Raw genomic sequence first — 24,032 nt, 5'->3', positions numbered from 1 at the left:
GTCAGGATTCCCCATGGATGCAGAGCAAATCAATCAAATCGGCGCAACCCTCGCGGACCTGAGCGCCAGGACGGTCGACCTACGGAGGTATCTTTGACTACGATGCCAAGGCCGAACGTCTGAGGACAGTCAACGCATCGCTCGAAGATCCCGCCGTCTGGAACGAACCGAAGAAGGCCCAGGAACTGGGCAAGGAAAAGAAGGCGCTGGACGACGTGGTCGTCACGCTCGACCGGCTCACCAGCGGTCTTTCGGACAACACCGAGCTCTACGAGATGTCGAAGGCGGAAGGCGACATGGATGGCCTGCAGGCCATCGCCGATGACGCCGCCAAGCTCGAGGAAGACATCAAGCAGCTCGAGTTCCGCCGGATGTTCAACAATCCGGCCGATCCGCTGAACGCCTTCATCGACATCCAGGCCGGTGCCGGCGGCACCGAGGCCTGCGACTGGGCCAGCATGCTGCTGCGCCAGTACCTGAAGTATGCCGAGCGCAAGGGCTTCAAGACCCAGATCGAGGACGAGACGCCCGGCGACACGGCCGGCATCAAGGGCGCGACCATCAAGGTCGAGGGCGACTACGCCTTCGGCCTGCTGCGCACCGAAACCGGCGTGCACCGCCTGGTGCGCAAGTCGCCCTTCGATTCCTCGGGCGGGCGCCACACCAGCTTCGCCAGCATCTTCGTCTACCCCGAGATCGACGACTCGATCGAGATCGAGATCAACCCGGCCGACGTGCGGACCGACACCTTCCGCGCCAGCGGCGCGGGCGGCCAGCACATCAACAAGACCGATTCGGCGGTGCGCCTCACGCACATCCCGACCGGCATCGTGGTGCAGTGCCAGGATGGCCGCAGCCAGCACAGCAACCGCGACGTCGCCTGGAAGCGCCTGCGCTCGCGCCTGTACGACCACGAGATGCGCAAGCGGCAGGAAGAGCAGCAGAAGCTGGAGGACAGCAAGACCGACGTCGGCTGGGGCCACCAGATCCGCAGCTACGTGCTGGACAACAGCCGCATCAAGGACCTGCGCACCAATGTCGAGATCTCGGCCACGCAGAAGGTGCTCGACGGCGATCTCGATGCCTTCATCGAGGCATCGCTGAAGCAAGGCGTCTGATGCAGGGCGCCTTGCACCAGGCGGAAGCCCTGATCTTCGACATGGACGGCACCATGGTCGACTCCATGCCCTGGCACGCCAGGGCATGGGTCGAATACGGGCGCCGCCAGGGCCTCGCGATCGACATCCCGGACTTCATGCGCCGCACCACCGGCCGCACGGCCTTCGAATGCGCCTGCGAGCTCATGGGGCGCGAGGTGACCGAGGCCGAGAGCATGGAGATCACGCACGCCAAGGAGTCGATCTACCGCGAGCTCTTCGGCGCGGCTTTCCGCGAAGTGGCGGGCTTCAGCGCCTTCGCCGAGGCCGCAGCGGCACGCGGCCTCAAGATCGCGGTCGGCACCGCGGGCGACAAGCACAACATCGCCTTCACCATGTCACAGCTCGCCATGAATCCTGCGCCGCTCGCCATCGTGGGCGGCGACGAAGGACTGCCCGGCAAGCCGCAGCCCGCGATCTTCCTCGAAGCCGCACGCCGCATCGGCGTGCCGCCGGCGCGCTGCATCGTCTTCGAGGACGCGCCCTTCGGCATCGAGGCCGCGCGCCGCGGCGGCATGCGCGCCGTGGCTGTCTGCAGCAGCCACTCTGCCTCCGAACTCGCAGGACCGCACGTGATCGCGGCCGTCCGCGACTACGAAGAACTCGCAAAATCAAACTTTCTGGAGACGCTCGATGTTGTTGCGTGATGCCCAAGCCGAGCCCGTGGCGATCCGCCGCGAGGACTACCGTGCTCCCGCCTACTGGATCGACACCGTCGACCTGACCTTCGACCTGGACCCGGCCAAGACGCGCGTGCTCAACCGCATGCGCCTGCGCCGCAATCCGGACGTTGCGCCCGAGCCGCTGCGCCTGGACGGCGACGAGCTCAACCTCGCACGCGTGCTGGTCGATGGCCAGGGTGCCTCCTTCCGCATGGAGGCCGACCAGCTGGTGATCGACAACCTGCCCGACGCTTTCGAGCTCGAGCTCTTCACCACTTGCGCGCCCGCCAAGAACACCAAGCTGATGGGCCTGTTCGTGAGCGAGGACACCTTCTTCACGCAGTGCGAGGCCGAGGGCTTCCGCCGCATCACCTACTTCCTCGACCGTCCCGACGTGATGGCGAGCTACACGGTGACGATCCGCGCTGCCAAGGCGGCCTACCCCGTGCTGCTGTCGAACGGCAACCTGGTCGAGCAGGGCGAGCTGCCCGAAGGCCGCCACTTCGCCAAGTGGGTCGACCCGTTCCGCAAGCCCAGCTACCTGTTCGCGCTGGTGGCCGGCAAGCTGGTCGCGCGCGAGCAACGCATCCGGGCGCGCAACGGCAGGGAGCACCTGCTGCAGGTCTACGTGCGCGCAGGCGACCTCGACAAGACCGAGCACGCGATGGCTTCGCTGGTCAATTCCGTGGCCTGGGACGAGGCCCGCTTCGGCCTGCCGCTGGACCTGGACCGCTTCATGATCGTCGCGACCAGCGACTTCAACATGGGTGCGATGGAGAACAAGGGCCTGAACATCTTCAACACGAAGTACGTTCTGGCCAACCAGGCCACCGCCACCGACGCCGACTACAGCAACATCGAGAGCGTGGTCGGCCACGAGTACTTCCACAACTGGAGCGGCGACCGCGTGACCTGCCGCGACTGGTTCCAGCTCTCGCTGAAGGAAGGCCTCACGGTGTTCCGCGACCAGGAATTCAGCCAGGACCTGTGCGCCGAAGCTTCCGCGCGCGCGGTCAAGCGCATCGAGGACGTGCGCGTTCTGCGTACGGCCCAATTCCCCGAGGACGCGGGCCCGATGGCGCACCCCGTGCGGCCCGACAGCTACATCGAGATCAGCAACTTCTACACCGTCACCATCTACGAGAAGGGTGCCGAGGTGGTGCGCATGATGCAGACGCTGGTCGGCCGCGAGGGCTTTGCGCGCGGCATCACGCTGTACTTCGAGCGCCATGACGGCCATGCCGTGACCTGCGACGACTTCGCGCAGGCCATTGCCGATGCCAACCCGGATTCGGAGCTGGCGCGCCTCCTGCCGCAGTTCAAGCGCTGGTACGGCCAGGCGGGCACGCCGCGCCTCGCCGCGCACGGCGTGTACGACGCAGTGCAGCGCACCTACACCTTGAGCTTCGTGCAGAGCTGCCCGCCGACGCCGGGGCAGCCCTTCAAGGAGCCGTTCGTGATCCCCGTCAACCTCGGCCTGCTCGGCCCCGACGGGCGGGAGCTGCCGTTGCAGCTGGCCGATGACGAAGCGCCGGGCGCAGGCACACGCACCCTGGTGCTCACGCGCGCAGGCGAGCAGTTCACCTTCGTCAATGTCGACGCCGAGCCAGTGCCCTCGATCCTGCGCGGATTCAGCGCGCCGGTGATCCTGGAGTACGACTACAGCGACGCGCAGCTGCTCGCGCTGCTGGCCCACGACACCGATCCGTTCAACCGCTGGGAGGCCGCCCAGCGCCTGGCGCTGCGTGCGGCGATCCAGGCGATCCATGCGCCTGTCGTCGGCACGAGCGACCAGCCACTCGACCAAGCCTATCTTGACGCCATGCGCCGGGTGCTGCGCGATCCCGGGCTCGATGCCGCCTTCAAGGAACTGGTGCTCACCCTGCCCTCGGAAACCTACATCGCCGAGCAGCTCGAGGTGGTCGATCCCCAGCGTGTGCACCTGGTGCGCGAGGCCATGCGTGCCCAGCTCGCCGCCGGCCTGTTTGCCGACTGGGAGCAGGCCTACGAGCAGCACCGCGAGACCGGCGCCTACAGCCCCGATCCGCGCTCCGCCGGCCGCCGCGCGCTGGCCGGCCTCGCACTGTCCTACCTCTGCCTGGCTGCGCGCGCGACAGGCGACGCCGTCTGGCCCGGCAAGACGCTGCAGCGCTTCAAGGACGCGGGCAACATGACCGACCGCTTCAACGCGCTCCAGGCGCTGGTGTCCTCGGGTCACGCGCTGGCGGCGCAGGCCCTGGCGCGCTTCCACGCGATCTTCAAGAACGAGGCGCTGGTCATCGACAAGTGGTTCTCGCTGCAGGCCGGCGCGCCCGACCGTGGCGGCGACATCCTGCCGCTGGTCAAGCAGCTGATGAAGCACCCCGACTTCTCGCTCAAGAACCCGAACCGTGCGCGCAGCGTGATCTTCAGCTATTGCAACGCCAACCCGGGCGCGCTGCACCGCCCCGATGCGGCGGGCTACGTGTTCTGGAGCGAGCGCGTGATCGAGCTCGATGCCATCAACCCGCAAGTTGCCGCCAGGCTCGCACGCGCGCTCGACCGCTGGAGCAAGCTGGCCGAGCCTTACCGCAGCGCCGCGCGCGAAGCCATCATGCGCGTGGCCGCCAAGCCCGAGCTCAGCAAGGACACGCACGAGGTCGTGACCCGCGCGCTCGCTGGATAACCAAGCGACTCTGGAGTTACTGAATGCCCAAGAACGTTTCCCTCACCCGCTATCTCATCGAACAGCAGCGCGCCGACGGCCTCATCCCGGGCCAGTTGCGGCTCTTGCTCGAGGTGGTGGCGCGCGCCTGCAAGAGCATCAGCCAGGCCGTCAACAAGGGCGCCCTCGGCAACGTGCTCGGCTCGGCCGAGAGCGAGAACGTGCAGGGCGAGGTGCAGAAGAAGCTCGACATCATCGCCAACGAGGTGCTGATCGAGGCCAACGAATGGGGCGGCCACCTCGCCGCCATGGCGAGCGAGGAAATGGACAGCATCTACGTGGTGCCCAACCGCTATCCGCAAGGTGAATACCTGCTGCTGTTCGACCCGCTGGATGGCTCCAGCAACATCGACGTCAACGTCAGCATCGGCACCATCTTCAGCGTGCTGAAGAAGCCCGAAGGCTCGCCCGGCGTGCAGGAGTCCGATTTCCTGCAGGCGGGCAGCAAGCAGGTGGCCGCCGGCTACTGCATCTACGGACCACAGACGACGCTGGTGTTGACGGTCGGCAACGGCGTCGCGATGTTCACGCTGGACCGGGAGCAGGGTTCCTTCATGCTCACGCAGGAAGACATCCAGATCCCTGCCGACACCAAGGAATTCGCTGTCAACATGAGCAACATGCGCCATTGGGATGCGCCCGTGAAGCGCTACATCGACGAATGCCTGTCCGGCAAGGACGGCCCGCGCGGCAAGGACTTCAACATGCGGTGGATCGCCAGCATGGTGGCCGACGTGCACCGCATCCTGATGCGCGGCGGCGTCTTCCTGTACCCCTGGGACAAGCGCGAGCCCGAGAAGGCCGGCAAGCTGCGCCTCATGTACGAGGCCAATCCCATGAGCTGGCTGGTCGAGCAGGCCGGCGGTGCCGCAACCAACGGCCGCCGGCGCATCCTCGACCTGGAACCGGGCAAGCTGCACGAGCGCGTGGCCGTGGTGCTGGGGTCGAAGAACGAAGTCCAGCGGCTGACCTCGTACCACGAGCCGCTATAATCGCGGGCTTAGCCGGTGTAGCTCAGTTGGTAGAGCAGCTCATTCGTAATGAGAAGGTCGGGTGTTCGAATCATCTCTCCGGCACCAATCTAGACAAGGGTCTGTTGCTATCAAAATTGCAGCAGGCCCTTCTCGCTTTGTGGCGGTGTAGCCACTGTGTAGCCAACTGACGTGCTTTTAGATGTCAGAACGGCGCTTCGATTGGCGCAACTCGGCGGAGTCTCGCTTCATGTCGCTTCAGCGATTGCTCGTTCATGTCACGTTGGAGATCGACTCAGCGCTGAGCCTTGAGGCAACGAAAGCCGCTCTGCAGTCAGCGATCCAAGTTGGCTTAGGCGGCCGAGTATCGACCGTGGAGGTGTACCCCCTTGCTCCCGCTTTCGAACAGGTCGCGCCCCAACAGCCTCGGCGTGAGCCTCCTCCGTCCAAGCCGTCGGATCACGACCAAGTCATTGAGGAGTACATGCACTGCGGGATGACGGTCCGCATCTATCGCGATGCCGGAAAAGCAGCCCGGCCGACCTTCTATGGAGTCGTCACGAATCCACAGGCCAAGCAGCCATCGGGCGCGCTCATCACCGCAGGAACCTATCAAGAGCTGAGAAGCATGGCCGAGGCACGCGCTGAGCGGAAAGCCGACCTGCTTCGACAGCGGCAGGCACGTTCCTTGAGTCAGTGACCAAGACAGCCACGCCAATTGGTGGCCCGCCCAAAGAGCTAGCGATCAAGGCGGCAACTGGTCGAGATGATCGATCGTCTCGCGCAGCCGGCTGAGCGCAATCAAGGTTTCGGCAAAGACCTCTTTCGAGATCCGATGCTCCTGCAGCACGCCAAGCACGAACGCCTCAAAGCCATCGCCGACATCGCCGTCAAGCAATTGATGCTCTTCCAAGATCACGTTGCCGCGCAGCAGTAGGTCGGCCATTTAGTCGCCGCCTTAACTTTCGTATTGCGCTGAAAACAGCGTGGATGGGCAACCGCTTACCTCAGGCTGCCTCCTTAGGCCAGTCGCATGACTCATAGTTCAACCGAAACTCTTGCTTGTCAGGTACAGCACGAAGAATTTGGACGTGACCCGTGTCAGTCTTGTCTAGTCGGCGCTTGATTTCAAGCTGAGATTCAGAATGACATAGCGCCCCTAAAGTTATCGAGCGGAGCGCACCTGGAGGCACACTGAACAGCCGCACTTCCCACGCCTTCGCGAATTGACGCTTGGACGATTCCGGCTCATCTGCCAATGCTACGGGCCATAGCAGACGGACTTCCTGTTCATAAGCCCATTCCAGCGACTTTGTAAGACAGATTCGCTTGACTGCGTCTTCCTCGAGATCGCTGTAGACCGTAAAACGCTCATCGGAATACTGCACGTCATCGAGGCGCCCCCAGAGATCCGGGAAACGCTTCTCTGCGACGGCATTCCTCCAACCATCGACCGCCTCTGGATGAACAGATGCGGGAGGATCGCCAAGGTCTGCAATCTTGCGCGAGAAGCAAGGGTGCTTGTCGTCAAACTCTAGGAGCACTCCCTTGTGGCTGTTCGTATAGTGTGCCCACATCAGCAGATGCCGGCGGGTGCGCGAGAAGCAGACCATCCCAACCATCGGCCAGAGGGCCTCCTTGACCTTGAAGTCTTGATACTCATGAACCATTTGCGGAGGCGGGGCCGGCGGAAGCCAGTGCAGATCGTCGGGCGGCAGTTTCGGACTTGGCTGGGGTGCGGTCCACGGCGGAGGAGTTGGGGTTTTGACCTGGATTTCGAAAGGATCATTGAGATCAAAGCGACGCGACAGGCGCAAATGCCAGTTTTCAAAATACAGCAGCGCGATCTCGATAGGCAGGTACTTATAAATTGACATCTGAAATTTTTGCGATCTGAGAACTCTATGGGCCGGCCCCATTTGGCCAAGGGCTGTCCTATCTTCTGCATGGCCAGACCCGGTTCAATGGTAGCTGGTGAATCCATTGATGACCCAGCTCGTGACGCGGTGCATGGCGACCGCGATCGACACAACGACCACGACGCCCACCAAAAAGGACACCGCTTCCTCTTGGACATGCCAAACCAGTTGAACAAGAAGCAGCCCAAAAAATCCGACAACGCTCCAGACGACAGCGCTCAACCGCCGCAACCCCAGATTCCAGTTCATCGAGGCACCCACCGTTTGAAAGCTTCCCACTTGACGCATTCAATCCAGGCAGCACCGTTGAAGGTCACGAGATGCCCTCCAATTCCATAGCGGTCCGCATCGATGCCTTCTGTCTCACGAGGGCTGGCGGTGAAGTCGATGGCATGACCTTTGAGGAGTTCGATCACCTGAATCGCTCCTGAACGAATTGCGGCAATGTGGCGTTCGCGTTCCTTGCTTCCCGGTCTTAAGCGCTCGTGCTCCGTCACGGAGGGGTCGTCTCCCTCCGGATAGCCAATCTGAACAGCCCAGGTCCCTGTTTCCAGCTTCCTGAAGTCGTCAGACCACACCTGAAGGACCAATGTGCCGTCAGACCGGAAACCTCCCCACGACCAGCGATCGTTCTCCAAAGCGACCCCTCGGCGAGCAAATGCTTCGACCTTTCTGATCATTCGCGCCATATGTAATCTCCGCTCCCTATCCCGCGTTGTGCCGCGCGCGCGGTTGTGAGTTTGGTCATGCGTGTCTCTACGCCCCTCAGGGCACTATAGCGTCTCACAGGTTCCGCCAGCTCGTCAAAGCGAGATCATCAGCCGGGTTGCCAACTAGTGCCAACTTCCTGCGGCAGGGCAGGCGCAGGATATGCGTGTGACTCGTAGACTGCACACATGCCATTGCAGATCTACTTGGACAGTAGCGACTTCTCCAATTTATCGAACCTGGCTCGGCAAGCCGACTACGAGCATGTCAAACGATTCCTGCTAAATGCGCGAGATCGCGGTGAGATCGAAATCCGCTTCAGCTATGCGCATGTAGTCGAAGCGGCACCAACCGCGCTGGAGCATCTTCCTTTTGCGATAGCGCGGTTTCGGTCCATCCAAGAATTATGCGGCCCAAGATGCTTGGTCGATCCCCCAACGATCATCCGGCATGAGTTCCCGAGCGATCACGGCAATCCCCTGCCCTCGCTGCTGAGGGATGATGGCGATTGGTGTCCTAGTTTCTCGGGCACGCTTGAGCTTCCGGATCTCGGGGCGCTGCTACAGGAAAGCTTGTCTTCCCTGCCGGGGCCGGAGCGGCGCAGGAAAGTTCGACAACTCTTCGACACTAAAGGACAACTCAGGCCCCGCGCGCTACGTATGGTGCGAGAGCGCGCGGAAGCAATCCTGGCCTCAATGCAGCGGGAATACCCGATGACGGCCGAAGCAACCCGATCAATGGAACGCTTTGTGGTCGGCGTCGGTTCAGAAGCAGAGGCAAATCGGGCGCTTCGAGATTCGATCAAGAATCTAGAGCAGTTTGCTCAATGGCACGCAAGGGAATGGGAAACGACTTCGAAGTTTTCAGCATGGTTGAGAATTTACGGCGAGAACATAAGGCGCAACCTCAGTCACACGGCGGGAGAAGTGCGCACCCTATACCAGGCCGAACTGGCCAGCGGCCGGTCTGGAGATGTCGCCAAGAAATTGCTCAACGAGGGCTTCAACCGAGCGTCCGCCAACTTTGCGCAAGGCCTTGTGAAGTCACTCCACGGCGCAGGTCTAGAAGGAGCTGCAAACGCGACTCCGTCCTGGACCACATCACCGGGTCTGATGTGCATCGCCAGCGTCGCGGTGCAAGCATTCCGGCGCACGGCGCTTGATCCGACCCAATCACGAAAGGCTAGAACCAGTGATTTCGGAGATGTCTGCCACTGCATCTACCTTCCCTACGTTGATGTCTTCCGCGCTGATGGCTTCGCGGCCACGGCGATCAGTGATGCAGACATGCCAGTTCGCGCTCTGGTGGCTCCAAACCTCATGCAATTGCCGGATGTGATTAGGCGCGCCCTTTCGTCGAATTAACCATCGATAGGGAGATGGAGTCTCATTAATCAGCTTCCCTTCACATCCATATCACCTTGTTTCGCGCCAGAGCCCTTTCCAACAGGGCACGCAACCCGGCAGGCCACACGGCACCCTTGTTCTCCGCAAGCGATAGCGCGCGCTCAATCTCGGCAGGGCAAGGCGATGAGCGCAACGAGATGACATAGGCGTTGCGCATCAGTGCGAACGTCTCAGAGGGTTCAACAAGTGCCTTTAACTGGTCGCTGGCCAAGTACCGAATGAGTGCCAGCCACGCCACGTAGGCCATCACACCTGCGGCCCATCCATGCGCATCGCCGATGGCAAATGCGACTGCCAAGCCGATCACCCACTTGGCGGTTGACTTGGTCCACATCCACCAGAACTTCGCACTTCGACCCTGAAGGGGAATGCCCAACTGCCTACCGAATGCGTAGGTTTCAGCAAAGATCATCTGCCGAACAAGCCACAATTCCAGTGTCGGACTTTCTGCCCAGTCTGACCGGACGTACACGTCCGCGCAGTCGCTGAGCTGATCCATCGCTGCTCCTTCCTCGATGCTTTTGCTGCCATCGAGCTTTTGCAACAGTGGGAGTGCCCACCGGCTCATCTGCTTCGCATCGTCACCGAAATGGCTAAGGGCTGATTGGGCGCGTTCCAGCACCCCCTCCACAGTGTCCCAGAGCCAACTGTCGCCTGCGAGTTGCCTTGCCGTCGCGTCCCTACTCTTCCAGTCGAAATCCAGCTCCTTGATCAGCTCTGGCCTGCTTCGAAGCAGCGACGAGAGCAACTCCGCTGCAGAAGCGTCTCGGCTGCCCTGTCTTTCAGGAAACCGCTCCTCGACAGCCTGGCGCAGAATGTATTTCGCTTCACTCGTAAGCATTGGGTCTCCTCCAACATTTGTCGCTCGTTTCCGTCACTCACGCGCGCGCGTCTACAAGGGTCGTTGCGACGCTGGACGCGGCCAAGTTCACCGCGAATCCCTCCTAGTAGGCGTGTGACCCAATGCTCCAGTGTGCTGGTCCAGCCAGGGCGCCGGGTCTTGGCTGCGTCTTCGGTAGCTTGGCGAACTTTGTCCAACTCATCAGACAGATCCTCCTGAATCGCTCGAAGCTCGACTAATGTCGCTTCCCCGCTGAAGTTGCGGTTGTAAACGGCTACACCCTTCTTACGGCGCACCTCGAGCTAGCCGATGTGGCCGAGGCCCATGGCGGCCAGGTTTGTCGATACGCATGGGGGCGAATTGGGTCTGCCCATCGCGCTACGGCTTGCATTCTGCGCAGTGCAAGTGGCCCCCCTCAGTTGCCTTTGCTATCCAGCGGAGGCAATGAGGTAGCGGAGCGTGAGCCCTGCTGCGTCGCGGGGCAGCTTGAACACTTCGCCGTACAGCGCCATCGTGAGTTCGCATGTATAGCGCTTGCTCGCCAACGTCGTCTGCGGCTTGCCCAAAGCCTCCAGGTCTGTTACATAGCGCGGGTTCAAGGTTTGAAGGGACATCACCGCAGGCCTGAAGGCCTCCATAAACTGGGCCTCAGTTGGGACAGGCCGTGCTTCAACGACGGCAGCACGAAAGACTTCCGCGAGTGCGTCGCCGTCTCGCTGTGCAAGATCCTTGGGGAGCATTCCGATCAGATCGGAGTGGCCTACAGCGCCTTCGGGCATAAGGAAGCGGTAGCAGGAGTCGTCGCCTCGATCGCTCAGCACCTTGATCTCTTCCATCATCACGCGCATGTACGCGACGGCGGCAACGTCGCTGGTCGTTGGGACACGTTTGAGAATCAGCGCCTGAACGTTTGCAGCCATTTCATCTGTGACCTTGCCCATGTTCTCGCCCCCCCTGAGGCGAACCTGTGCAGCGTCAAGAATGCGGTTGTACGTTACCGGCTCATACGCCTTCATGGCAACCCACGCAGGCGACTTCGACAACTCGCCGTCAATCCCGTATGCGTTGTAGTGGGCGTGCAGGATCGGCGTCACGTACTCGCGCGAGAGACCGAAAAGCATCGCAAACACGGCGAGTGAAACCAGCCGCCCCACGCCCTCGCCGCTTTTCTTGCCGAGGATTAGCGTCGCGACTAGGGCGCCGACGGCACCGCACACAGCACCCACCACCATCCCGATCCAGTTCATTCCTTCTCTCCTCGTTGTGGGAGAAGTGTAGCGCCGAGGCGCGGGAAGGCTGGACCAATAAGTGCACAGAGGCGCACTCGCCGAAAATCGAGGAGCGCGGAGGCTACTTGGTGAACCCGTCGATCATCCAGCATGTGACACGATGCAGGGTGCCCGCGATCAAGATCACCACGACTGCGCCAATAACAAAGGACGCGAGATCGTCCTGCAAATGCCAGATGACTTGGACAACGAGGAGTCCGAAAAGAGCACCGACGCTCCATGACACGACGAAGCCGCTGATTCCAGTTCATTCCATCAACACCAGGATCATCGTCTACCATTCAGAGCTCGGGGCCTTTGGGCCAGGCATGGCGTCTACTCTTCTGTCACGTAGATGGCCTTCCCTGCAATCTGCTTGCCGGTTCGGGTGTTCGAGCTGCCAGTAGCAAAGGCCATTCCTCCCCGCCTAGGGGCCTGCATGATCATCACGCCTGAACTTCCCACCTCGAAATCGCCCGCCCCTTCGAGCAATATCCCATTGGCTCCGACCTTGGCCGCTTCCCTCTTGGCGTTCATGACAGCGGTGTCTAGTAGCGCCTGCTTCTCCATGAAGTCATGCGCTGCGTCGGCCGAGATGACCGCTATCTCCACATACTTCCTGGGCGGAGTCGTGTACAGCTTTACTTGGATTGGGCTGGTGGCTGCTCTAGGTGTGCCAACAAGCATGGATGTCTGGTGAGTAACGGCGCAGCCGGCCAAACCGGCGAGCGGCAGCAGCAGGGTAATCAAAAGCAGTTTCAGCATTCCATCTCTCCTATCATCAGTCCGCCAGGCAGCGTCGCCCTACTTCGTGCCTTCCTTGCCGGTGTAGGGGTTGATGTTCCCCTTCGTCGAGTAGTTGTCGCTCTTCGTGCCGTTCGGATTCGTTGCATGCGAGGGCGCGACGTAGGTGCCGTTGCTCCTGACATGCCCGCTCACCGAATGACTTGAGCTGCTCGATCCGGTGCCATAGCTTGAGCCAGAATGCCCGCCCTTCGCAATGGCTGCAGTTGCAAGAAGGCAGCTCAGCGCGCCGAGGATGATGGCCTTGTTCATGTTGTTTTTTCCTTGCCCGGAATTGGGCCGTTGGAGCGTGCGGCAGTCGGGGCTTGCAACCTATAGGGTTGTTCCCCACACCTGCCAACTATTTCCGCTTTTGACGATGAGCCTTCAGCCGCTAGCCTGCAGGACGCTAGACTGCGCGCCAGGAGTGGGCAGCGCGGGGACGGTGGCGATCGCTACCGGGCGCGGCTAGTCAGATGGCAAAGTACAAGGCAGCCGGGCTGGCTCTAGCTTTTGGAGTAATTCTCACGGGAGTCGGATCTGCTCAAGCGGCAACGATCTACCTATGCAGGGCCTATAACGGCTCGACCTTCTGGGCCAGTGCGCATTGCAATCAGTACAACGCGCTCATTGAGCGCATCGAGAACGTCGCCGATGGCATTCCCTGGGATCAACAGGTGCAACAGGCCCAACAGGGCAGCACGGCGGGCGGGCGGCAACAACCTCAGATCAACACTGCCGAAGTCCAGCGCGATATCCGGTGCATGCAACTGATTGCCGAGCGCAACAGGATCGAAAGCCGGTACACCAACTGGCAATGGCAGCCACCGGAGGTGATCAATCCAGATCAGCAGCGCATGCGAGCGATTCGATCCGAGCTATCTCACAATCGGTGCGTTACTCAATAGGCAGCGCCCGCAACTATCTGGGCGCTTGCTACAGCTACAGTTGCTACTCTTGCTACAAATCTGCGCCGAGGAACTTCATCGATCTGAGCGCTTGAGCCAGGCCCATCGACGGCAAGTCCGGGTGCGTTTCAAGTAAGAGTCCGTACTGGGTCAGTTCCTCCCTGATGCCCGGGATCTTGCGGGATATCAGCAAAAGGATCGCTGTCAAAGCGTGGGTATGGGCTTCTAGCTCCTCGATGCGCTTCGGCATCGCGGCGATGGTCATGTCTCGCTTTGGTTGCATGTTGTTCACAGTTGCTCTTTCTGTCAGGTGCAGGCCTCTACTGCCTGCCGTTGGTCACGCAACATTGCGTTTGTCATCTTGGTGATCTCGCGCACCGTCTTCCAGTGCGCGCCGGCATAGGCGTTACGCGACACCTTGGCCTTTCCGTCTACGCTTTGCGGCCCGGTTGACTTGTCCCACGGCCGCCAGGACCGGATCAACTCGGCCTGCCTTGCCCGCCGTTCTGGTGTCCATCCATTCGCCATTGCTACTCTCCAAAAGTTTGTTTTGAGGGGGCTCGGTTTTCCCCGCCTGCGCGAGGGCAAGCCCGGTGTTGATCTGCTGCTGCCCGTTGTTCACGTTCCCGACGTTCTTCGCGTAGACGACCTGCCGCGGATACTTCAGTTCCACAAGAGCCTGTATGGTCGATCGGCTCTGCGCCTGCGCCTTGAGGGCCAAACCTAGGAACGCTTCGAGGTTGCGCTGCGCGCTCTGCTCCTGCGCACGGGCGGCTAGATTCGAAGATATCGTTTGCAGTGCAATCGCTTGGCCAACCAGCATCGCCTCAAGGTCCGACATATCGCCCGCCTTCACCGCGTTGGTGATGCGCTGCACCTCTTGAATCGTTGCCATCAACCCGCTTCCTTGGCCGATGTGATTCGTGAATCGCTCTTGCATCAGACCGGCGTTGATGGACGGATCGACTATGGACCGCCCAACGACCTCCGATTCGGTTTCCTTCTCGCCGTCCGCTTTGACTCGCTGCGTCAACTGCAGGACGGCCGCAGCCTTCTTCTGAGTCATATTTCGGTCTTCGCGCACGAAGCCTTCTTGGTCCACCTTTGCAAGAACGGGTCAGCCCAGAGAGAGCCTTGGACCTTCTTCCACTCGCGATCAATGCGAGTCAGATCGCCGGATTGTTGAGCGAGCGGTAGAGCATACTCGTAGTATTCCGCGCGCCGCTGGTCCATGCTAGCGTTGGCCTGCGCAAGGTCGAGAACAAATTCGATCTCCTCTGGCGTGTTGCCAAGGATTAATGAAGTTTGCTGCGCGCGAGTCCAATCACGGTCGGCCTGCGGCCCCCTCCTTGCAGCGAGCACCGTCAGCAAGCGATCCATCGCCACTGTTAGAAACTGTTTCTGGCTTGCTGCCAAGAGCTTTGCGCTCGTGGTGGCAATGCCTAGGGCTTCCAGTATCGAGGCCGCCTGCGTCCTTGTGTCGATGCTCCACGCCTCCGAATAGATGTCCCTAAGGGCTTGGATCTTGGCCTCAAGTTCAGACGCGCTGCCGGCCGCATTGAGAACCGGCTGGTAGGTATTCCTGATGAAGTTGTCGTTCAATGCGACCTTGCATGCGTCTATCCGCTCTGTGGTCGATAGCGTGGCGTTCATGTGCTCGCCCGTATCAACCCTGAATCACGCCCTTGACCGAGCATCGCGCTCCAGTCGTTCCTGTGCCGCCCCAAGTACCCGTTCCTGCACTGACGCTCACATAAGCCGTGACGTAGTGCCCGCCTTCTGTCGTGTTGAAGACGCCAGTAACAGAGACTGGCATCAGAACATTCCCAGCTCCCGGGTCTTGAGCGATGTTGAATGCCTCCAGCAAGGAAGTTCCATCAAGGCTCAATCCAGACCGACATACAGCGCCGGCAGTGCTGTTGGATGCATATCCGTCAAAGCTGAAACTCGCCGCGTCACCCCACGTAAGGAACACGTTTTGCAATGTGGTCGAAAGCTCTGCTGCACTCGTCGAAGAGTTGGAGATGTTTCCGCCGAGACCCGCTTGGCAAAAGATGGGCCTACGGTTGTAGTAGCTGATCACGAGGCGTGAATTGATCGAGTCCGACCAGGCCGGCCCTGCGACAGGCTGCGCTTTGCCGACAAGCGTTCTGGTTGCATCGCCCGACTTGATCTCGATTCCCGTGGTCGAATCCGTAGCATGGGCGGTGGTCGATGCCTCAAGGGTCATCGTGCCAGCGTTCATGTAGGCATAGATGTTGTATGCAGTACCAGGAGTTAGAGAGGTTGGAGCGAGAGAAACTCCAGCAGACGGGATCGCGTAGGTAACCCCGTTGATGGTCAGACCTACCCCGTTGTACCGTTGAAGAACAAGGATGGATCCAGACTTGACGAGGCGGCATTGCGCCACGTAGCCAATGCCAGTCGTGAAGCCGTTGCCGTCTCGAAGTTGTGCGGAGTAGGACGCCAGCAAGTTAACTTGCTGATCCATCGTGCTGGGGGGGTCAACCGCCCCATCAGCGGCATTGCTTGCTGCCGTTTGTGAGAGGGATGCGAGTGTGCCTAGAAGTGCCATGCATCGATCGTGCCGGCGTACCCGGCATCTATCTATGGCGTGGCGGTCCTCTGGCTTGCGCTATCTGACGTTTCTAGCCATCTCAATCCAAGACGCCAGGTGTTCAAAGCGATAGCTCACCCTGCCGCGCATACCCATCGAGAAATGCACAGGCCCCTCACCGCCCAGTCGAAGTGCCTTCAAATATCCGGCCGAGTATCCGATCAGCTTCGCTGCATCTTTCTCGCCAATGCGCCCGTCACCGGAGACAACCATCTCTTGATCGATCGCCGCAGCCCTCAAGACTGCAGCGGTGGTCTCAACGTTCGCCCTAATGCGATCCGTCTCTGCATCAATTGTGTGGAACTGGTCTAGGGTCATAGGCCCTCCACCGAAGAGAAGCCCGGACACCGCTGCAGGATGGCCGTCAAACTTTCCGACACCATAGGCCCGCCAATCCCCGCACGTCTCCATGCGCTGCAACGCGGCCCGCTCAGGTTGGAGCACTCCAAGCAGGCTCGCCGATTGTCGGCATCGCGGTCCCGGATCACCAGCGTGTCGGCCAGAGTAGTAGCGTCGATCACGTTCGTGCCTCGCCTCACGAACAGATCCACGCGCGACACCAGCAGGTCAATTTCCGCCGTGTTCATAGCCGTGGTGTGCGGCCAGCACCAGCGGTCGGGATCTGGTGCCGGCTCATCGATGGCAGTCAGCCAATCGATCAGCGTTGCCTTACTGGCGCGGATCAACTCGCGCAGATCCGGTGTGAGCTTGCTTGCGGGGGCGACCTTCAGTGCCCGATCTGAGGTCAATTCCACGGCCAGGCCGGCAGCGCGCAGAAGGTCTGCAATATGATGCGCGGGAGCCATCAGAACACCTCCACGTCTTCGAGGGCGGGGCTCGGTACAGGCGGTGCCGAAGGTTCCAACCACCCCGAAGATTCCGTAGATTCCCCGTTTTCAAACGTGGAGCCTTCGGAACCTTCGGGGGAATCTTCGGGTGCAGATGGGTCCATCCTGCCTGGCAGGCGCCAATACCAACCGTCCTTCATGCCGCCCTTTTTGCGCTCGATGCGCAGCTTCTTGGATGCGTTCCAAATCTGCTTCTTGGTGAAACCGGCGTCCTTGAGCGGCTGGCAAGCGGCATCTGCGTTCGTCCAGCAGTCGGCTGTCAACTCCGCCCGCAGTAGGTCACTAGCATCATTGCCGTCTTGGCCTTGCTCATCCTGCTCTGCCAGAAGTTCGCGAGCGGTGCCTGTCACCGACTGTCCCCAGGCGATGCAGCTAGCCTGAATCCCAGGCAGAGGCTCTGTCTGGTCGATGTGGTACTCGAAGCCTCCATCGTCAGGACCAATGTTCGACTTGCCCCGCGCCAAGATGCGACGGTCTTCGCCATCGTCGCCCTTGACCTTGGCCGCCACCAGCACCACGCGAGCCACCGCCGTGAAAGCGATCGAGCCCACCACGCGGCTCGCTGGGTCCGTCCCTGCTCCGCCCTTGCTGAAGTGACTGATGCCCAGCACGGCGGTATTCAGCCGGGCTGCTAGATCGACCAGCGGCTGCAAGGCTCGGCGCACCTCTGTGTTCTTGTGACTGTCGCCCGCCACAGCCGACACCACAGGATCGACAACTAGGAGGCGCACGCCACCAATGGCAATGGCCTGCTGCTCCAACGCGGCCATGTCGCGCGCCGGATCGAAGGGCTGGACTTCACCGCCGATGCGCGTGCCGCTGACGAAATAGCAGCGCTTCCGATCAGCGCCGGCAGCGAGCAGGCGAGGAAGTAACGTATCGGCAGGATCGTCTTCCCCGCTCCAGATCAGGATGTTGCCCGATTCGCAGCGAGAACGGTCCGGCCAGCGACCGCCGATGGTGACGGTTGCCGCCACGGCGAGAGCAATGGTCGTCTTGCCCTGACCAGGCGCACCGGCCAGGATGTGCAGTTTGCCCAACGCCAACCAGTCAGGCCAAAGCCAGCGTACAGGCTCAGGCGTCAGATCATTGCCGTTGACGAGGATCACGCCATCGGCCGGCATTGGAATAGCCCCATCGAGGGCGGCCCGCACCGCGAGTGCGCTCTTGTCGAGTACCGCGCTCATACAGAAACCTCCACCGCGCCCGCCAACCGATGGAGGTCGTTGAAATCGGTGTCCTTGTCGCCCCTGGGTAGTCCGGTGAAGTTGGGCACCGCCAGCAGGGCGCCAGCCGCAGCGGCTGCTTGCCGAGCGGCGGTCAAACCGGGGTTACCGTCGGTCCTCCAGTCGTCGTCGGCCGCGATGATGATAGTGAGGCAGGGGTACTTGGCGCGCAGGGCCTGGGCTACTGGCTGCAGGTTGCCGGCGTTGAACGCGACCGCTACCGCGCTGCCGGTGTCTTCGTGGATTGTGGCGCCCGTGGCGAAACCTTCGCAAACTACGAGCTTGCCGCTGGGCCGGCCGATGGCGTGGTAGCAGCCGCGCACGCGACCACCGCGCAGGAAACGCTTGTCGCCGTCCGGTGAGATGGTTTGCAGGCTGTGCAGACGGCCCTCTGTATCGCGCATGGGCACCAGCAGGGTATGTCCAGCCTCTACCCGCACGCCGTGGCTGCGAACGCCTTTGCAGCTCAGGTACGGGTGCTGTTGCGCCGGCAGTGCCGAGGCCCATCGAACAGCAGCAGCGGCGGCGGCTTCTGCGTGGCGTCTCCGCATCTCGGCATCACGCTGACGGCGCATGGCGTCAATGCGCTGATCCATCGCTTTTCGCTCAATCGCCGACATCTCGCGTTCAGCCTTGGCGCACCAGCATTGCACCAACCCATCACGCCAATTGCCGAAGGCTCCTGCGGGTACGCCATCAAGGTGGAGCACGTACCAGGCGGCATCGTCACTGCGCTTGCCGGTGGGGCTGAAGCGGTGAATGCGGCCATCGCCGTGGATCTCGGCGGGAGACTGCATCCCGGCAGCGACTATCGCCTTGAGAAAGGCATCGATCGGGTTCATGCTGCACCGCCCTTCGGCTCGCCGATCAGCGTGTACAGAGCGACCCCCTGGTGGGTGAATCCTTCGGCGTCGATCACAACCACACGGGTGGTCTCGATGTTGAAACCTTGATGTCTCAGCTCGAAGATCCGAGTGGGCGCTTGAAAGCAACCGGCACGGCGCAGTTCGTAGCAGTTGTGCGGTCGCTGACGGAGCAGATGGAGGATGCGGCGACGCTGATCCTCGCTGGCGGTGGATTTGCGATCAGACATGGCTGAGTCCTCCACGCTGGATCAGCCAATCGGCCACGCCGTACGGCAGCCAGCCCCGAAGAGCCGAGACCACAATTGCGGCTTTGATGAAGCGCCGGGGGATGAGAAAATGCGTGCTGTGCTTCTTGATGATCGCCGTCGCGGGTGTTGGAACCATCCCGACGGCTTTTTCTTGGGAGGTCATTGCGCAGCACCTCCTCCCAGAAGCCGGCGGATCTCGGCCACCGGCCAGCCCAGGCGGCCATTGATCCGAATCGGGCGGATCGGTCCGTCTTCCTTGCAGGCCCAGCCTCTGAGTGTCTGTGGCTTGCGCAACAGGTAGTGAGCCGCCTGATCCGTCGGAACAGTTGGCCGTGCCACAAGATCGAGCGGTGGGAATGGGTTCATGGATTGCTCGACCACCACATGCGATGCATGCGTGGCCTGAGCGGTCGTAGTCTGCATACCTGACTCCAGCGCCTCTCGGCGTTAGGTTTGAAATCCCAGACTGATTGATGTCTGGCGCTATAGGTCAGCGCCTATTGGCGTTGAGGCGTTGATCCACGGCGCAACGATATTGCCTCCGGCGAGGTTGTTCCACTGCTTCAGAGCAGATTAGAGCAGTGCGGCGACGCCAATTGGTTCAATGGAATCTGGAACCAGAAACAGGACTTCCGCCTGAATGACTGGAGCTTTGTCGTGAGTGCGTTCGGGAACGTGAGTCGTGACGAATCGCTGAACTTCAGCAGTAACACCAAGGAAGAACCTGAACCCCTCGGCGGTTTGAAATGCGGCCTGCTCTAGACGACCTCCGTCGTTCAGAGATTGAATTAGCCTCAAGGCTCCCCAAAAGTGGGCCGCTCGCCTTGCTGCGTCGAAGTACTTGCGCAACTGTCCATCAGAGTATTTGAGCGCTTCGCCATCGCCGTAGGTTTTTCCGATGGCCCACTGCTTGTATACGGAGAGAGCCTTGCGCAGACTGGTGGCTTCGCCCTTCCGATGAAGGTCATACATGATCGCAATGAGGTCACCGGCCGCATGCCCTTGACGGGCGCTCTCTTCAGCCCATGATTCCAACTCGGATTGACTCGGCCAATCCAGAATGATGGTCTGCTGATGAGGCGTGAACGTCCGTTCGATACCGGCATCACGACTCCGCGCAAGATCCTTACGCAGCAGATAGGCCGACCGCGCCCGTTCGTCATTGGGAAACAGCATCGCGGCAAGCACCGTGTCACGGTCTACCTCGAACCGCCCTTCAAGCTCCAACTCCATTCGCACACCCTTCGTGCACACCCCTGAGAGGAGATGCCAGCCCGGCCCGTCAGGGAAACGGGTTTTCGGGGATCAGCCTAGGGCTGGCAAAAGACAGTCTACCTACCCGCCAAGTATTCGATGGCTGTCCTGTCGCCTTTCCCGAGGTTGCAGGGGACGCAGGCCGCAACGAGGTTCATGGCTTCATCGCCGCCGCCGAGCGCGCGCGGTAGTTGGTGCTCTACGTGCCACTTTCCTGCGAGGTCCAGCGACGTGCCGCAGTAGTGGCATCGCCCCTTGGATTTCTCGAATATGGCCCGTCGCTTTCGTGAAATATAGGGGGCGGGAGCTGGCGTAGGAGTAAGCAACGGCTCGTCAGGCCAAAGCTCTTCTTGTACCGCAATCGTCGGCTTCGCAAGATGCTTGTCGTTCGCCGCGCTGAGACATTGGCGCGCCAAAGAGATTGCCTCTACCTTGTCTTCTGACACGCTCAGCACTACGCCAGCTTGCGCTTGGACCACCATGTATCGGGTGATGTACAGGCCGCGCGAAACGCAGGGCGTGCTCGCCAGAGCATAGCGGCCATCGTCGCCGAAAACGCCTCCGTAGATTGGACGTTGCAGTAGGCGCTCCCCTGACATGGCTCAGTCCGGATTCGTGAACTTCAATACGGTGTTCGCGGGCGTCATCGCGACACCATCACCTTCTTGATCGCTTCACGCGCAGCCCGGCGCGCACGCTGATCAACCTCTGGACCGGTCTTGTTCGTAGGTTCAAGGCGCTTGATCAAATCCACCGCATATTCCGCTTCGCTCTCGAAACGAGCCTGAAAGTCCACGCGCTGCGCGGCAAACGCGATGTACGAGGCCATGTCCGACAAGAAAGCGATAGCCGCCCATTTTCTGCTCGCACGGTCATTTTCGGAGTCGCCGCCTTCACTGAGCGAATCGAGCATCGCCGACTGGATCGTGGCCTCGATCAACTTCTCGCTCTCATCCGGATTCTCACTGGCGAACGCCATCACGTCGCGAGCGATGCGATGGCCCGTCAACGTGCCCTCTCCCATGCGCTCCTGCTGAACAGTGCGCCAGATCGGAATGGGGCGGCCCTTCGGCGATCGTTGAACGCCGATGTTTTCAGGTACAGCTTTCTTAGCCATGGCTCGCATCCTTCATGGATTGCAGACACGCCATCAAGCGGCGCTCCTGGCTGATGTGGTCGCAGTCGTTCATCCAGTCACTGGCGACTTCCGCAAGGTCCAACTCTGTCGAGTCCTCGCCGAGATCACGCAGGCTGTTTGCCAGCAGCATCAGCAACGTGCGAGCCCGGGAATAGTGCTGCAGCACTTCCGAGGCCATCTCGTGCGCCAACGAGGAGCGCTGGCGAGGGCCCAGTCCCGCGTAGTAGTCAACGTCCGAGACACAGCCCTCAGCCACGCAGGCGATAATTTGCTTAGCCATGATGTGCAGATCCTTTCAGTGATGCACGTTACGGTTAGCCGGCTTCGGTGTTCCACCACCTCGGCCGGCGCCTTGATTGCCTCAGATCAAACCCCCATGCTGGTGGGTTTGCGCCCTGAGACGCGGCGTATCTAGTCGGGCTGCACGTAGGTCGCATGCAGCCGTTTGATTTCCCCCATCGCTCCCAAGTACGCTGGCACCCATGCAGGGATCGGCGTGATGCGGTTCACCCAACGACTGGGGGTGTTCTTGTCCACGCCGGTCTTGCGGCAAAAATCCGATTGCTTCCACCCAAGTTCAAGCAGTGCCGCCGCGAAGTCCTCGGGCGTCATCTGCTTAAGTTCTTTCGTCATGGCTTCACTGTAGCTCAGTTTATCGTTATGCGTAGAATTTTCTTGTTTTCGTACTCATTACTTAACATAACGCCCGTTGCACATCATCTGCGCTGTGGACAACTTCTGCCACCAATCGAAGTTCTCCGAGGGAAAAACGAGTGCTGAGCGTGTTGCTCAAAGAACGAGCGACCACGGGCAAGCGGAGTTATCCACAATCCGGCATGCGATTGGGTCGCACGGTTCAGCTCCTTAGCTCGGCCATCATGCAGCCCCATCCCCCTCAGTGCTTCACTGTCCGCAGCCTTCCGGGCTCCGCGTCCTCGTCAAACTGCACGCCAGCCAACCCGAGGATGTGAGCTTCGATTTGCCCGAGGTATGGCCGCAAGGCGTCCACACTGCGGGGACGATAGCCCTCTGCTGTGGCGCTGGGCTTATGCCCCATCACCTGCGCGATGGCACCCGCTGGAGCGCCTGCAGCCTCGCCAAGCAGCGAGAAGGAGCGACGCAAGCCGTGGATCGTCAGCCCAGCGATCACGGCTTCTCCGAGGGCTTTCGCATGGCTGGAGCGAACGTCTGCGATGCGGCCAGTCTTTCCCGAACCGGCGAACACGAACGCATTCACACGCGGCAATGACGCGATGAGTTGGGCGAGGTAGGGCGTGAGGGGAATCGTGCGGGTGTCCTCGACCTTGTCCGCAATCGTTATCTTGCGCCAGCGCAAATCGACATTCCCCCACCGCAGCGAAGCCAATTCCTCACGACGAGCCCCCGTCAGAAGCAGCGCGCGCAGATATACGGAAGCAGTCTGGTTGCTCAATCGCTCCACGGCGGTCCACCAGACGGGAACCTGCGCCGACTCCAATGCGTCCGTGCGCCGCTTCGTCGCAGGCAGTGTTTCCAGGATCGCCGAAGAGTTGCCGGCGTCACGGTTCACGAGATCCCGATATTCCTTGCGGCCAGCACACCAGCGCAGAAACCCTCGGAGCATCATCAGCGCACGGGCCGCCTGGTGCTTGCCGGCCTTCGCTTCATTCGCGTACCAATCTGCCAGGGCCTCTTCATCGATCGACGCGAGTGGCTGCGCCATCAGCGGATAGAGCGGCCCCGGCCGAGTGAGCCCCTCCCCTCTTTTCTTCTTGACGCCACCGGCTGCAGCCATGGCCTTGAGGTCGGCCTTATAGCGCGGCTTCCATGCATCCCGGCGCTTCGGCTTTCCCTTTTCAAGGTACACCGGCCACACGTCCCCCACAGTGACGGCACGCGCCTTGTCTTCGGCAGCCTTCGATTCGGCAGCAGCCTTACGCGCGGCTTCGTCGGCCTTGCGCTGGCGCTCCAGTTCGCGGGGATCTTGATCCCGATCCAGCAGACCGGCCAAGCGCCGAGCCTCCTTCTGCGCTTCCGGAATGCTCCAGGCCCGCACATCACCGATGGTGCGACGGATGGTCTTGCGGTCGAGCTTCTGCTCAAAGACGAACGACTTGGCACCGTTGGCCGTCACCCGCACACGAAGCCCGTTGCCATCACGGTCACGTAGGAACGCCTGGGCCTTGCCCTCGGGGCAGCGCAGGCGCTCGATCAGCCCCACCGTCAGCTCGTACGGCTGGCTCAGATTGATCGCTGCAGACTTGCTCGGCCGTGCCATGTTCACCCTTTCCGTGTAGCCACCATGTAGCCAAGATGTAGCCATTTCCCGGAATGCCGATCAACAAAACAGAGGCTAAGTACCTAATTTTTTCGAGAGATTTCCTCAATTCTACGAATACATCTCAACACAGGCAAACACTCTTTCACCCTCATTCGTAATGAGAAGGTCGGGTGTTCGAATCATCTCTCCGGCACCAAACAAAAGGGGGTTGGCCACATGGGCCAACCCCTTTTTTTGTGCCACGACCG

The 24,032-nt window shown here is 61.0% G+C and carries 32 protein-coding genes and 1 tRNA gene; 8 read left to right on the top strand and 25 right to left on the bottom strand.

Features of this window, described 5'->3' with window-relative positions; genetic code table 11:
- Positions 1 to 13 precede the first annotated feature (13 nt).
- The 6 genes from prfB (at position 14) to J2739_RS13740 (ending at position 6,194) form a co-directional block, all read left to right on the top strand.
- A protein-coding gene (gene prfB / locus J2739_RS13765) for a peptide chain release factor 2 (protein WP_309902514.1) occupies positions 14 to 1,118 on the top strand; the annotation gives its coding sequence in 2 pieces (ribosomal slippage) (positions 14 to 94 and positions 96 to 1,118; 1,104 coding nt in all).
- Positions 1,118 to 1,804: an HAD family hydrolase gene (locus J2739_RS13760; protein WP_309902512.1), complete on the top strand. Its 687-nt coding sequence runs from the start codon at positions 1,118 to 1,120 to the stop codon at positions 1,802 to 1,804. The genes prfB and J2739_RS13760 overlap by 1 nt, the downstream gene beginning before the upstream one ends.
- On the top strand, positions 1,791 to 4,484 hold the full coding sequence (pepN, locus tag J2739_RS13755; protein ID WP_309902510.1) for an aminopeptidase N: 2,694 nt from the start codon (positions 1,791 to 1,793) through the stop codon (positions 4,482 to 4,484). Before J2739_RS13760 ends, pepN begins: the two co-directional genes overlap by 14 nt.
- 23 nt (positions 4,485 to 4,507) lie before the next feature.
- Complete coding sequence (locus J2739_RS13750) at positions 4,508 to 5,515, top strand: class 1 fructose-bisphosphatase (RefSeq protein ID WP_309902508.1); 1,008 nt, start codon at positions 4,508 to 4,510, stop codon at positions 5,513 to 5,515.
- 11 nt (positions 5,516 to 5,526) lie between these two features.
- A tRNA-Thr gene (locus tag J2739_RS13745) sits at positions 5,527 to 5,602 on the top strand.
- Between the two features lie 388 nt (positions 5,603 to 5,990).
- Positions 5,991 to 6,194, top strand: a complete 204-nt coding sequence (locus J2739_RS13740) for a hypothetical protein (RefSeq protein ID WP_309902506.1) — start codon at positions 5,991 to 5,993, stop codon at positions 6,192 to 6,194.
- Positions 6,195 to 6,239: 45 nt separating this feature from the next.
- Here the strand turns inward: J2739_RS13740 and J2739_RS13735 are convergent, their stop codons facing one another.
- The 4 genes from J2739_RS13735 to J2739_RS13720 all read right to left on the bottom strand — a co-directional run bounded on the left by J2739_RS13735 (position 6,240) and on the right by J2739_RS13720 (position 8,093).
- Positions 6,240 to 6,440, bottom strand: a complete 201-nt coding sequence (locus J2739_RS13735) for a hypothetical protein (RefSeq protein ID WP_309902504.1) — start codon at positions 6,438 to 6,440, stop codon at positions 6,240 to 6,242.
- A 61-nt stretch (positions 6,441 to 6,501) separates the two neighbouring features.
- Positions 6,502 to 7,371, bottom strand: a complete 870-nt coding sequence (locus J2739_RS13730) for a DUF2971 domain-containing protein (RefSeq protein ID WP_309902502.1) — start codon at positions 7,369 to 7,371, stop codon at positions 6,502 to 6,504.
- 84 nt (positions 7,372 to 7,455) lie between these two features.
- Complete coding sequence (locus J2739_RS13725) at positions 7,456 to 7,662, bottom strand: hypothetical protein (RefSeq protein ID WP_309902500.1); 207 nt, start codon at positions 7,660 to 7,662, stop codon at positions 7,456 to 7,458.
- Complete coding sequence (locus J2739_RS13720) at positions 7,659 to 8,093, bottom strand: hypothetical protein (RefSeq protein WP_309902498.1); 435 nt, start codon at positions 8,091 to 8,093, stop codon at positions 7,659 to 7,661. The genes J2739_RS13725 and J2739_RS13720 overlap by 4 nt, the downstream gene beginning before the upstream one ends.
- 216 nt (positions 8,094 to 8,309) lie before the next feature.
- Here J2739_RS13720 and J2739_RS13715 point away from each other — a divergent pair, with 216 nt between their 5' ends.
- Entirely contained in the window at positions 8,310 to 9,485 is a 1,176-nt protein-coding gene (locus tag J2739_RS13715) for a hypothetical protein (RefSeq protein ID WP_309902497.1), read from the top strand.
- Positions 9,486 to 9,525: 40 nt separating this feature from the next.
- Here J2739_RS13715 and J2739_RS13710 read toward each other — a convergent pair whose 3' ends face one another.
- The 4 genes from J2739_RS13710 to J2739_RS13695 form a co-directional block, all read right to left on the bottom strand.
- Positions 9,526 to 10,368 (bottom strand): hypothetical protein, encoded by an 843-nt coding sequence (locus J2739_RS13710; protein ID WP_309902495.1) that lies wholly within the window; start codon positions 10,366 to 10,368, stop codon positions 9,526 to 9,528.
- 428 nt (positions 10,369 to 10,796) lie between these two features.
- Positions 10,797 to 11,615, bottom strand: coding sequence for a hypothetical protein (locus tag J2739_RS13705; RefSeq protein WP_309902493.1), 819 nt, complete (start codon positions 11,613 to 11,615; stop codon positions 10,797 to 10,799).
- A 357-nt stretch (positions 11,616 to 11,972) separates the two neighbouring features.
- The gene (locus J2739_RS13700; RefSeq protein WP_309902491.1) at positions 11,973 to 12,401 is read right to left on the bottom strand and encodes a hypothetical protein; all 429 of its coding nucleotides are present in this window, start codon (positions 12,399 to 12,401) and stop codon (positions 11,973 to 11,975) included.
- A 39-nt stretch (positions 12,402 to 12,440) separates the two neighbouring features.
- Positions 12,441 to 12,692, bottom strand: coding sequence for a hypothetical protein (locus J2739_RS13695; protein ID WP_309902489.1), 252 nt, complete (start codon positions 12,690 to 12,692; stop codon positions 12,441 to 12,443).
- 203 nt (positions 12,693 to 12,895) lie between these two features.
- Here J2739_RS13695 and J2739_RS13690 point away from each other — a divergent pair, with 203 nt between their 5' ends.
- Positions 12,896 to 13,327, top strand: a complete 432-nt coding sequence (locus J2739_RS13690) for a hypothetical protein (protein ID WP_309902487.1) — start codon at positions 12,896 to 12,898, stop codon at positions 13,325 to 13,327.
- Between the two features lie 52 nt (positions 13,328 to 13,379).
- On the opposite strand, the gene J2739_RS13685 is transcribed toward J2739_RS13690, so the two are convergent.
- The 17 genes from J2739_RS13685 to J2739_RS13610 all read right to left on the bottom strand — a co-directional run bounded on the left by J2739_RS13685 (position 13,380) and on the right by J2739_RS13610 (position 23,781).
- Positions 13,380 to 13,619, bottom strand: coding sequence for a hypothetical protein (locus tag J2739_RS13685; protein WP_309902485.1), 240 nt, complete (start codon positions 13,617 to 13,619; stop codon positions 13,380 to 13,382).
- A 114-nt stretch (positions 13,620 to 13,733) separates the two neighbouring features.
- On the bottom strand, positions 13,734 to 14,429 hold the full coding sequence (locus J2739_RS13680; protein ID WP_309902483.1) for a hypothetical protein: 696 nt from the start codon (positions 14,427 to 14,429) through the stop codon (positions 13,734 to 13,736).
- Entirely contained in the window at positions 14,390 to 14,980 is a 591-nt protein-coding gene (locus J2739_RS13675) for a hypothetical protein (RefSeq protein ID WP_309902481.1), read from the bottom strand. Before J2739_RS13675 ends, J2739_RS13680 begins: the two co-directional genes overlap by 40 nt.
- A gap of 13 nt (positions 14,981 to 14,993) precedes the next feature.
- A complete protein-coding gene (locus J2739_RS13670) occupies positions 14,994 to 15,818 on the bottom strand; it encodes a hypothetical protein (RefSeq protein ID WP_309902479.1) in 825 nt (274 codons plus the stop codon).
- Positions 15,819 to 15,962: 144 nt separating this feature from the next.
- Entirely contained in the window at positions 15,963 to 16,262 is a 300-nt protein-coding gene (locus tag J2739_RS13665; protein ID WP_309902478.1) for a hypothetical protein, read from the bottom strand.
- Positions 16,259 to 16,750 (bottom strand): hypothetical protein, encoded by a 492-nt coding sequence (locus tag J2739_RS13660; RefSeq protein WP_309902476.1) that lies wholly within the window; start codon positions 16,748 to 16,750, stop codon positions 16,259 to 16,261. The genes J2739_RS13665 and J2739_RS13660 overlap by 4 nt, the downstream gene beginning before the upstream one ends.
- A complete protein-coding gene (locus J2739_RS13655; protein ID WP_405053892.1) occupies positions 16,750 to 17,916 on the bottom strand; it encodes an AAA family ATPase in 1,167 nt (388 codons plus the stop codon). Before J2739_RS13655 ends, J2739_RS13660 begins: the two co-directional genes overlap by 1 nt.
- 59 nt (positions 17,917 to 17,975) lie before the next feature.
- On the bottom strand, positions 17,976 to 18,860 hold the full coding sequence (locus tag J2739_RS13650) for a toprim domain-containing protein (protein WP_309902473.1): 885 nt from the start codon (positions 18,858 to 18,860) through the stop codon (positions 17,976 to 17,978).
- Complete coding sequence (locus tag J2739_RS13645; RefSeq protein ID WP_309902471.1) at positions 18,857 to 19,111, bottom strand: helix-turn-helix domain-containing protein; 255 nt, start codon at positions 19,109 to 19,111, stop codon at positions 18,857 to 18,859. Before J2739_RS13645 ends, J2739_RS13650 begins: the two co-directional genes overlap by 4 nt.
- Positions 19,104 to 19,295 (bottom strand): hypothetical protein, encoded by a 192-nt coding sequence (locus tag J2739_RS13640; protein WP_309902469.1) that lies wholly within the window; start codon positions 19,293 to 19,295, stop codon positions 19,104 to 19,106. Before J2739_RS13640 ends, J2739_RS13645 begins: the two co-directional genes overlap by 8 nt.
- Entirely contained in the window at positions 19,292 to 19,498 is a 207-nt protein-coding gene (locus J2739_RS13635; protein ID WP_309903011.1) for a hypothetical protein, read from the bottom strand. Before J2739_RS13635 ends, J2739_RS13640 begins: the two co-directional genes overlap by 4 nt.
- A gap of 207 nt (positions 19,499 to 19,705) precedes the next feature.
- A complete protein-coding gene (locus tag J2739_RS13630; RefSeq protein ID WP_309902467.1) occupies positions 19,706 to 20,365 on the bottom strand; it encodes a hypothetical protein in 660 nt (219 codons plus the stop codon).
- A gap of 98 nt (positions 20,366 to 20,463) precedes the next feature.
- Complete coding sequence (locus J2739_RS27910) at positions 20,464 to 20,868, bottom strand: HNH endonuclease (RefSeq protein ID WP_405053891.1); 405 nt, start codon at positions 20,866 to 20,868, stop codon at positions 20,464 to 20,466.
- A 161-nt stretch (positions 20,869 to 21,029) separates the two neighbouring features.
- On the bottom strand, positions 21,030 to 21,503 hold the full coding sequence (locus J2739_RS13625) for a hypothetical protein (protein WP_309902465.1): 474 nt from the start codon (positions 21,501 to 21,503) through the stop codon (positions 21,030 to 21,032).
- Complete coding sequence (locus tag J2739_RS13620; RefSeq protein WP_309902463.1) at positions 21,496 to 21,804, bottom strand: hypothetical protein; 309 nt, start codon at positions 21,802 to 21,804, stop codon at positions 21,496 to 21,498. The genes J2739_RS13625 and J2739_RS13620 overlap by 8 nt, the downstream gene beginning before the upstream one ends.
- A 131-nt stretch (positions 21,805 to 21,935) precedes the next feature.
- Entirely contained in the window at positions 21,936 to 22,157 is a 222-nt protein-coding gene (locus tag J2739_RS13615; protein WP_309902462.1) for a hypothetical protein, read from the bottom strand.
- Positions 22,158 to 22,419: 262 nt separating this feature from the next.
- On the bottom strand, positions 22,420 to 23,781 hold the full coding sequence (locus J2739_RS13610) for a tyrosine-type recombinase/integrase (RefSeq protein WP_309902460.1): 1,362 nt from the start codon (positions 23,779 to 23,781) through the stop codon (positions 22,420 to 22,422).
- Positions 23,782 to 24,032 lie beyond the last annotated feature (251 nt).

Origin of the sequence: Variovorax soli (genome assembly GCF_031454625.1) — a bacterium.
GTDB classification, from domain to species: domain Bacteria; phylum Pseudomonadota; class Gammaproteobacteria; order Burkholderiales; family Burkholderiaceae_C; genus Variovorax; species Variovorax soli_A.
The sequence above is the reverse complement of the archived record's forward strand: the minus strand, read 5'-3'. Positions and strand labels throughout refer to the sequence as shown.

Excerpts from the sequence above, each read along its gene's own strand:
- J2739_RS13630 (WP_309902467.1), bottom strand. The coding sequence starts at position 20,365 with ATGGAGTTGGAGCTTGAAGGGCGGTTCGAGGTAGACCGTGACACGGTG.
- J2739_RS13695 (WP_309902489.1), bottom strand. The coding sequence starts at position 12,692 with ATGAACAAGGCCATCATCCTCGGCGCGCTGAGCTGCCTTCTTGCAACT.
- J2739_RS13710 (WP_309902495.1), bottom strand. The coding sequence starts at position 10,368 with ATGCTTACGAGTGAAGCGAAATACATTCTGCGCCAGGCTGTCGAGGAG.
- J2739_RS13645 (WP_309902471.1), bottom strand. The coding sequence starts at position 19,111 with ATGTCTGATCGCAAATCCACCGCCAGCGAGGATCAGCGTCGCCGCATC.
- J2739_RS13675 (WP_309902481.1), bottom strand. The coding sequence starts at position 14,980 with ATGAACGCCACGCTATCGACCACAGAGCGGATAGACGCATGCAAGGTC.
- J2739_RS13720 (WP_309902498.1), bottom strand. The coding sequence starts at position 8,093 with ATGATCAGAAAGGTCGAAGCATTTGCTCGCCGAGGGGTCGCTTTGGAG.
- J2739_RS13670 (WP_309902479.1), bottom strand. The coding sequence starts at position 15,818 with ATGGATCAGCAAGTTAACTTGCTGGCGTCCTACTCCGCACAACTTCGA.
- J2739_RS13615 (WP_309902462.1), bottom strand. The coding sequence starts at position 22,157 with ATGACGAAAGAACTTAAGCAGATGACGCCCGAGGACTTCGCGGCGGCA.
- J2739_RS13660 (WP_309902476.1), bottom strand. The coding sequence starts at position 16,750 with ATGGCTCCCGCGCATCATATTGCAGACCTTCTGCGCGCTGCCGGCCTG.
- J2739_RS13610 (WP_309902460.1), bottom strand. The coding sequence starts at position 23,781 with ATGGCACGGCCGAGCAAGTCTGCAGCGATCAATCTGAGCCAGCCGTAC.
- J2739_RS13635 (WP_309903011.1), bottom strand. The coding sequence starts at position 19,498 with ATGAACCCATTCCCACCGCTCGATCTTGTGGCACGGCCAACTGTTCCG.
- J2739_RS13625 (WP_309902465.1), bottom strand. The coding sequence starts at position 21,503 with ATGGCTAAGAAAGCTGTACCTGAAAACATCGGCGTTCAACGATCGCCG.
- J2739_RS13725 (WP_309902500.1), bottom strand. The coding sequence starts at position 7,662 with ATGAACTGGAATCTGGGGTTGCGGCGGTTGAGCGCTGTCGTCTGGAGC.
- J2739_RS27910 (WP_405053891.1), bottom strand. The coding sequence starts at position 20,868 with ATGGTGGTCCAAGCGCAAGCTGGCGTAGTGCTGAGCGTGTCAGAAGAC.
- J2739_RS13740 (WP_309902506.1), top strand. The coding sequence starts at position 5,991 with ATGACGGTCCGCATCTATCGCGATGCCGGAAAAGCAGCCCGGCCGACC.
- J2739_RS13735 (WP_309902504.1), bottom strand. The coding sequence starts at position 6,440 with ATGGCCGACCTACTGCTGCGCGGCAACGTGATCTTGGAAGAGCATCAA.
- J2739_RS13655 (WP_405053892.1), bottom strand. The coding sequence starts at position 17,916 with ATGCCGGCCGATGGCGTGATCCTCGTCAACGGCAATGATCTGACGCCT.
- J2739_RS13620 (WP_309902463.1), bottom strand. The coding sequence starts at position 21,804 with ATGGCTAAGCAAATTATCGCCTGCGTGGCTGAGGGCTGTGTCTCGGAC.
- J2739_RS13750 (WP_309902508.1), top strand. The coding sequence starts at position 4,508 with ATGCCCAAGAACGTTTCCCTCACCCGCTATCTCATCGAACAGCAGCGC.
- J2739_RS13640 (WP_309902469.1), bottom strand. The coding sequence starts at position 19,295 with ATGACCTCCCAAGAAAAAGCCGTCGGGATGGTTCCAACACCCGCGACG.
- J2739_RS13715 (WP_309902497.1), top strand. The coding sequence starts at position 8,310 with ATGCCATTGCAGATCTACTTGGACAGTAGCGACTTCTCCAATTTATCG.
- pepN (WP_309902510.1), top strand. The coding sequence starts at position 1,791 with ATGTTGTTGCGTGATGCCCAAGCCGAGCCCGTGGCGATCCGCCGCGAG.
- J2739_RS13705 (WP_309902493.1), bottom strand. The coding sequence starts at position 11,615 with ATGAACTGGATCGGGATGGTGGTGGGTGCTGTGTGCGGTGCCGTCGGC.
- J2739_RS13730 (WP_309902502.1), bottom strand. The coding sequence starts at position 7,371 with ATGTCAATTTATAAGTACCTGCCTATCGAGATCGCGCTGCTGTATTTT.
- J2739_RS13690 (WP_309902487.1), top strand. The coding sequence starts at position 12,896 with ATGGCAAAGTACAAGGCAGCCGGGCTGGCTCTAGCTTTTGGAGTAATT.
- J2739_RS13665 (WP_309902478.1), bottom strand. The coding sequence starts at position 16,262 with ATGACCCTAGACCAGTTCCACACAATTGATGCAGAGACGGATCGCATT.
- J2739_RS13760 (WP_309902512.1), top strand. The coding sequence starts at position 1,118 with ATGCAGGGCGCCTTGCACCAGGCGGAAGCCCTGATCTTCGACATGGAC.
- J2739_RS13700 (WP_309902491.1), bottom strand. The coding sequence starts at position 12,401 with ATGCTGAAACTGCTTTTGATTACCCTGCTGCTGCCGCTCGCCGGTTTG.
- J2739_RS13650 (WP_309902473.1), bottom strand. The coding sequence starts at position 18,860 with ATGAACCCGATCGATGCCTTTCTCAAGGCGATAGTCGCTGCCGGGATG.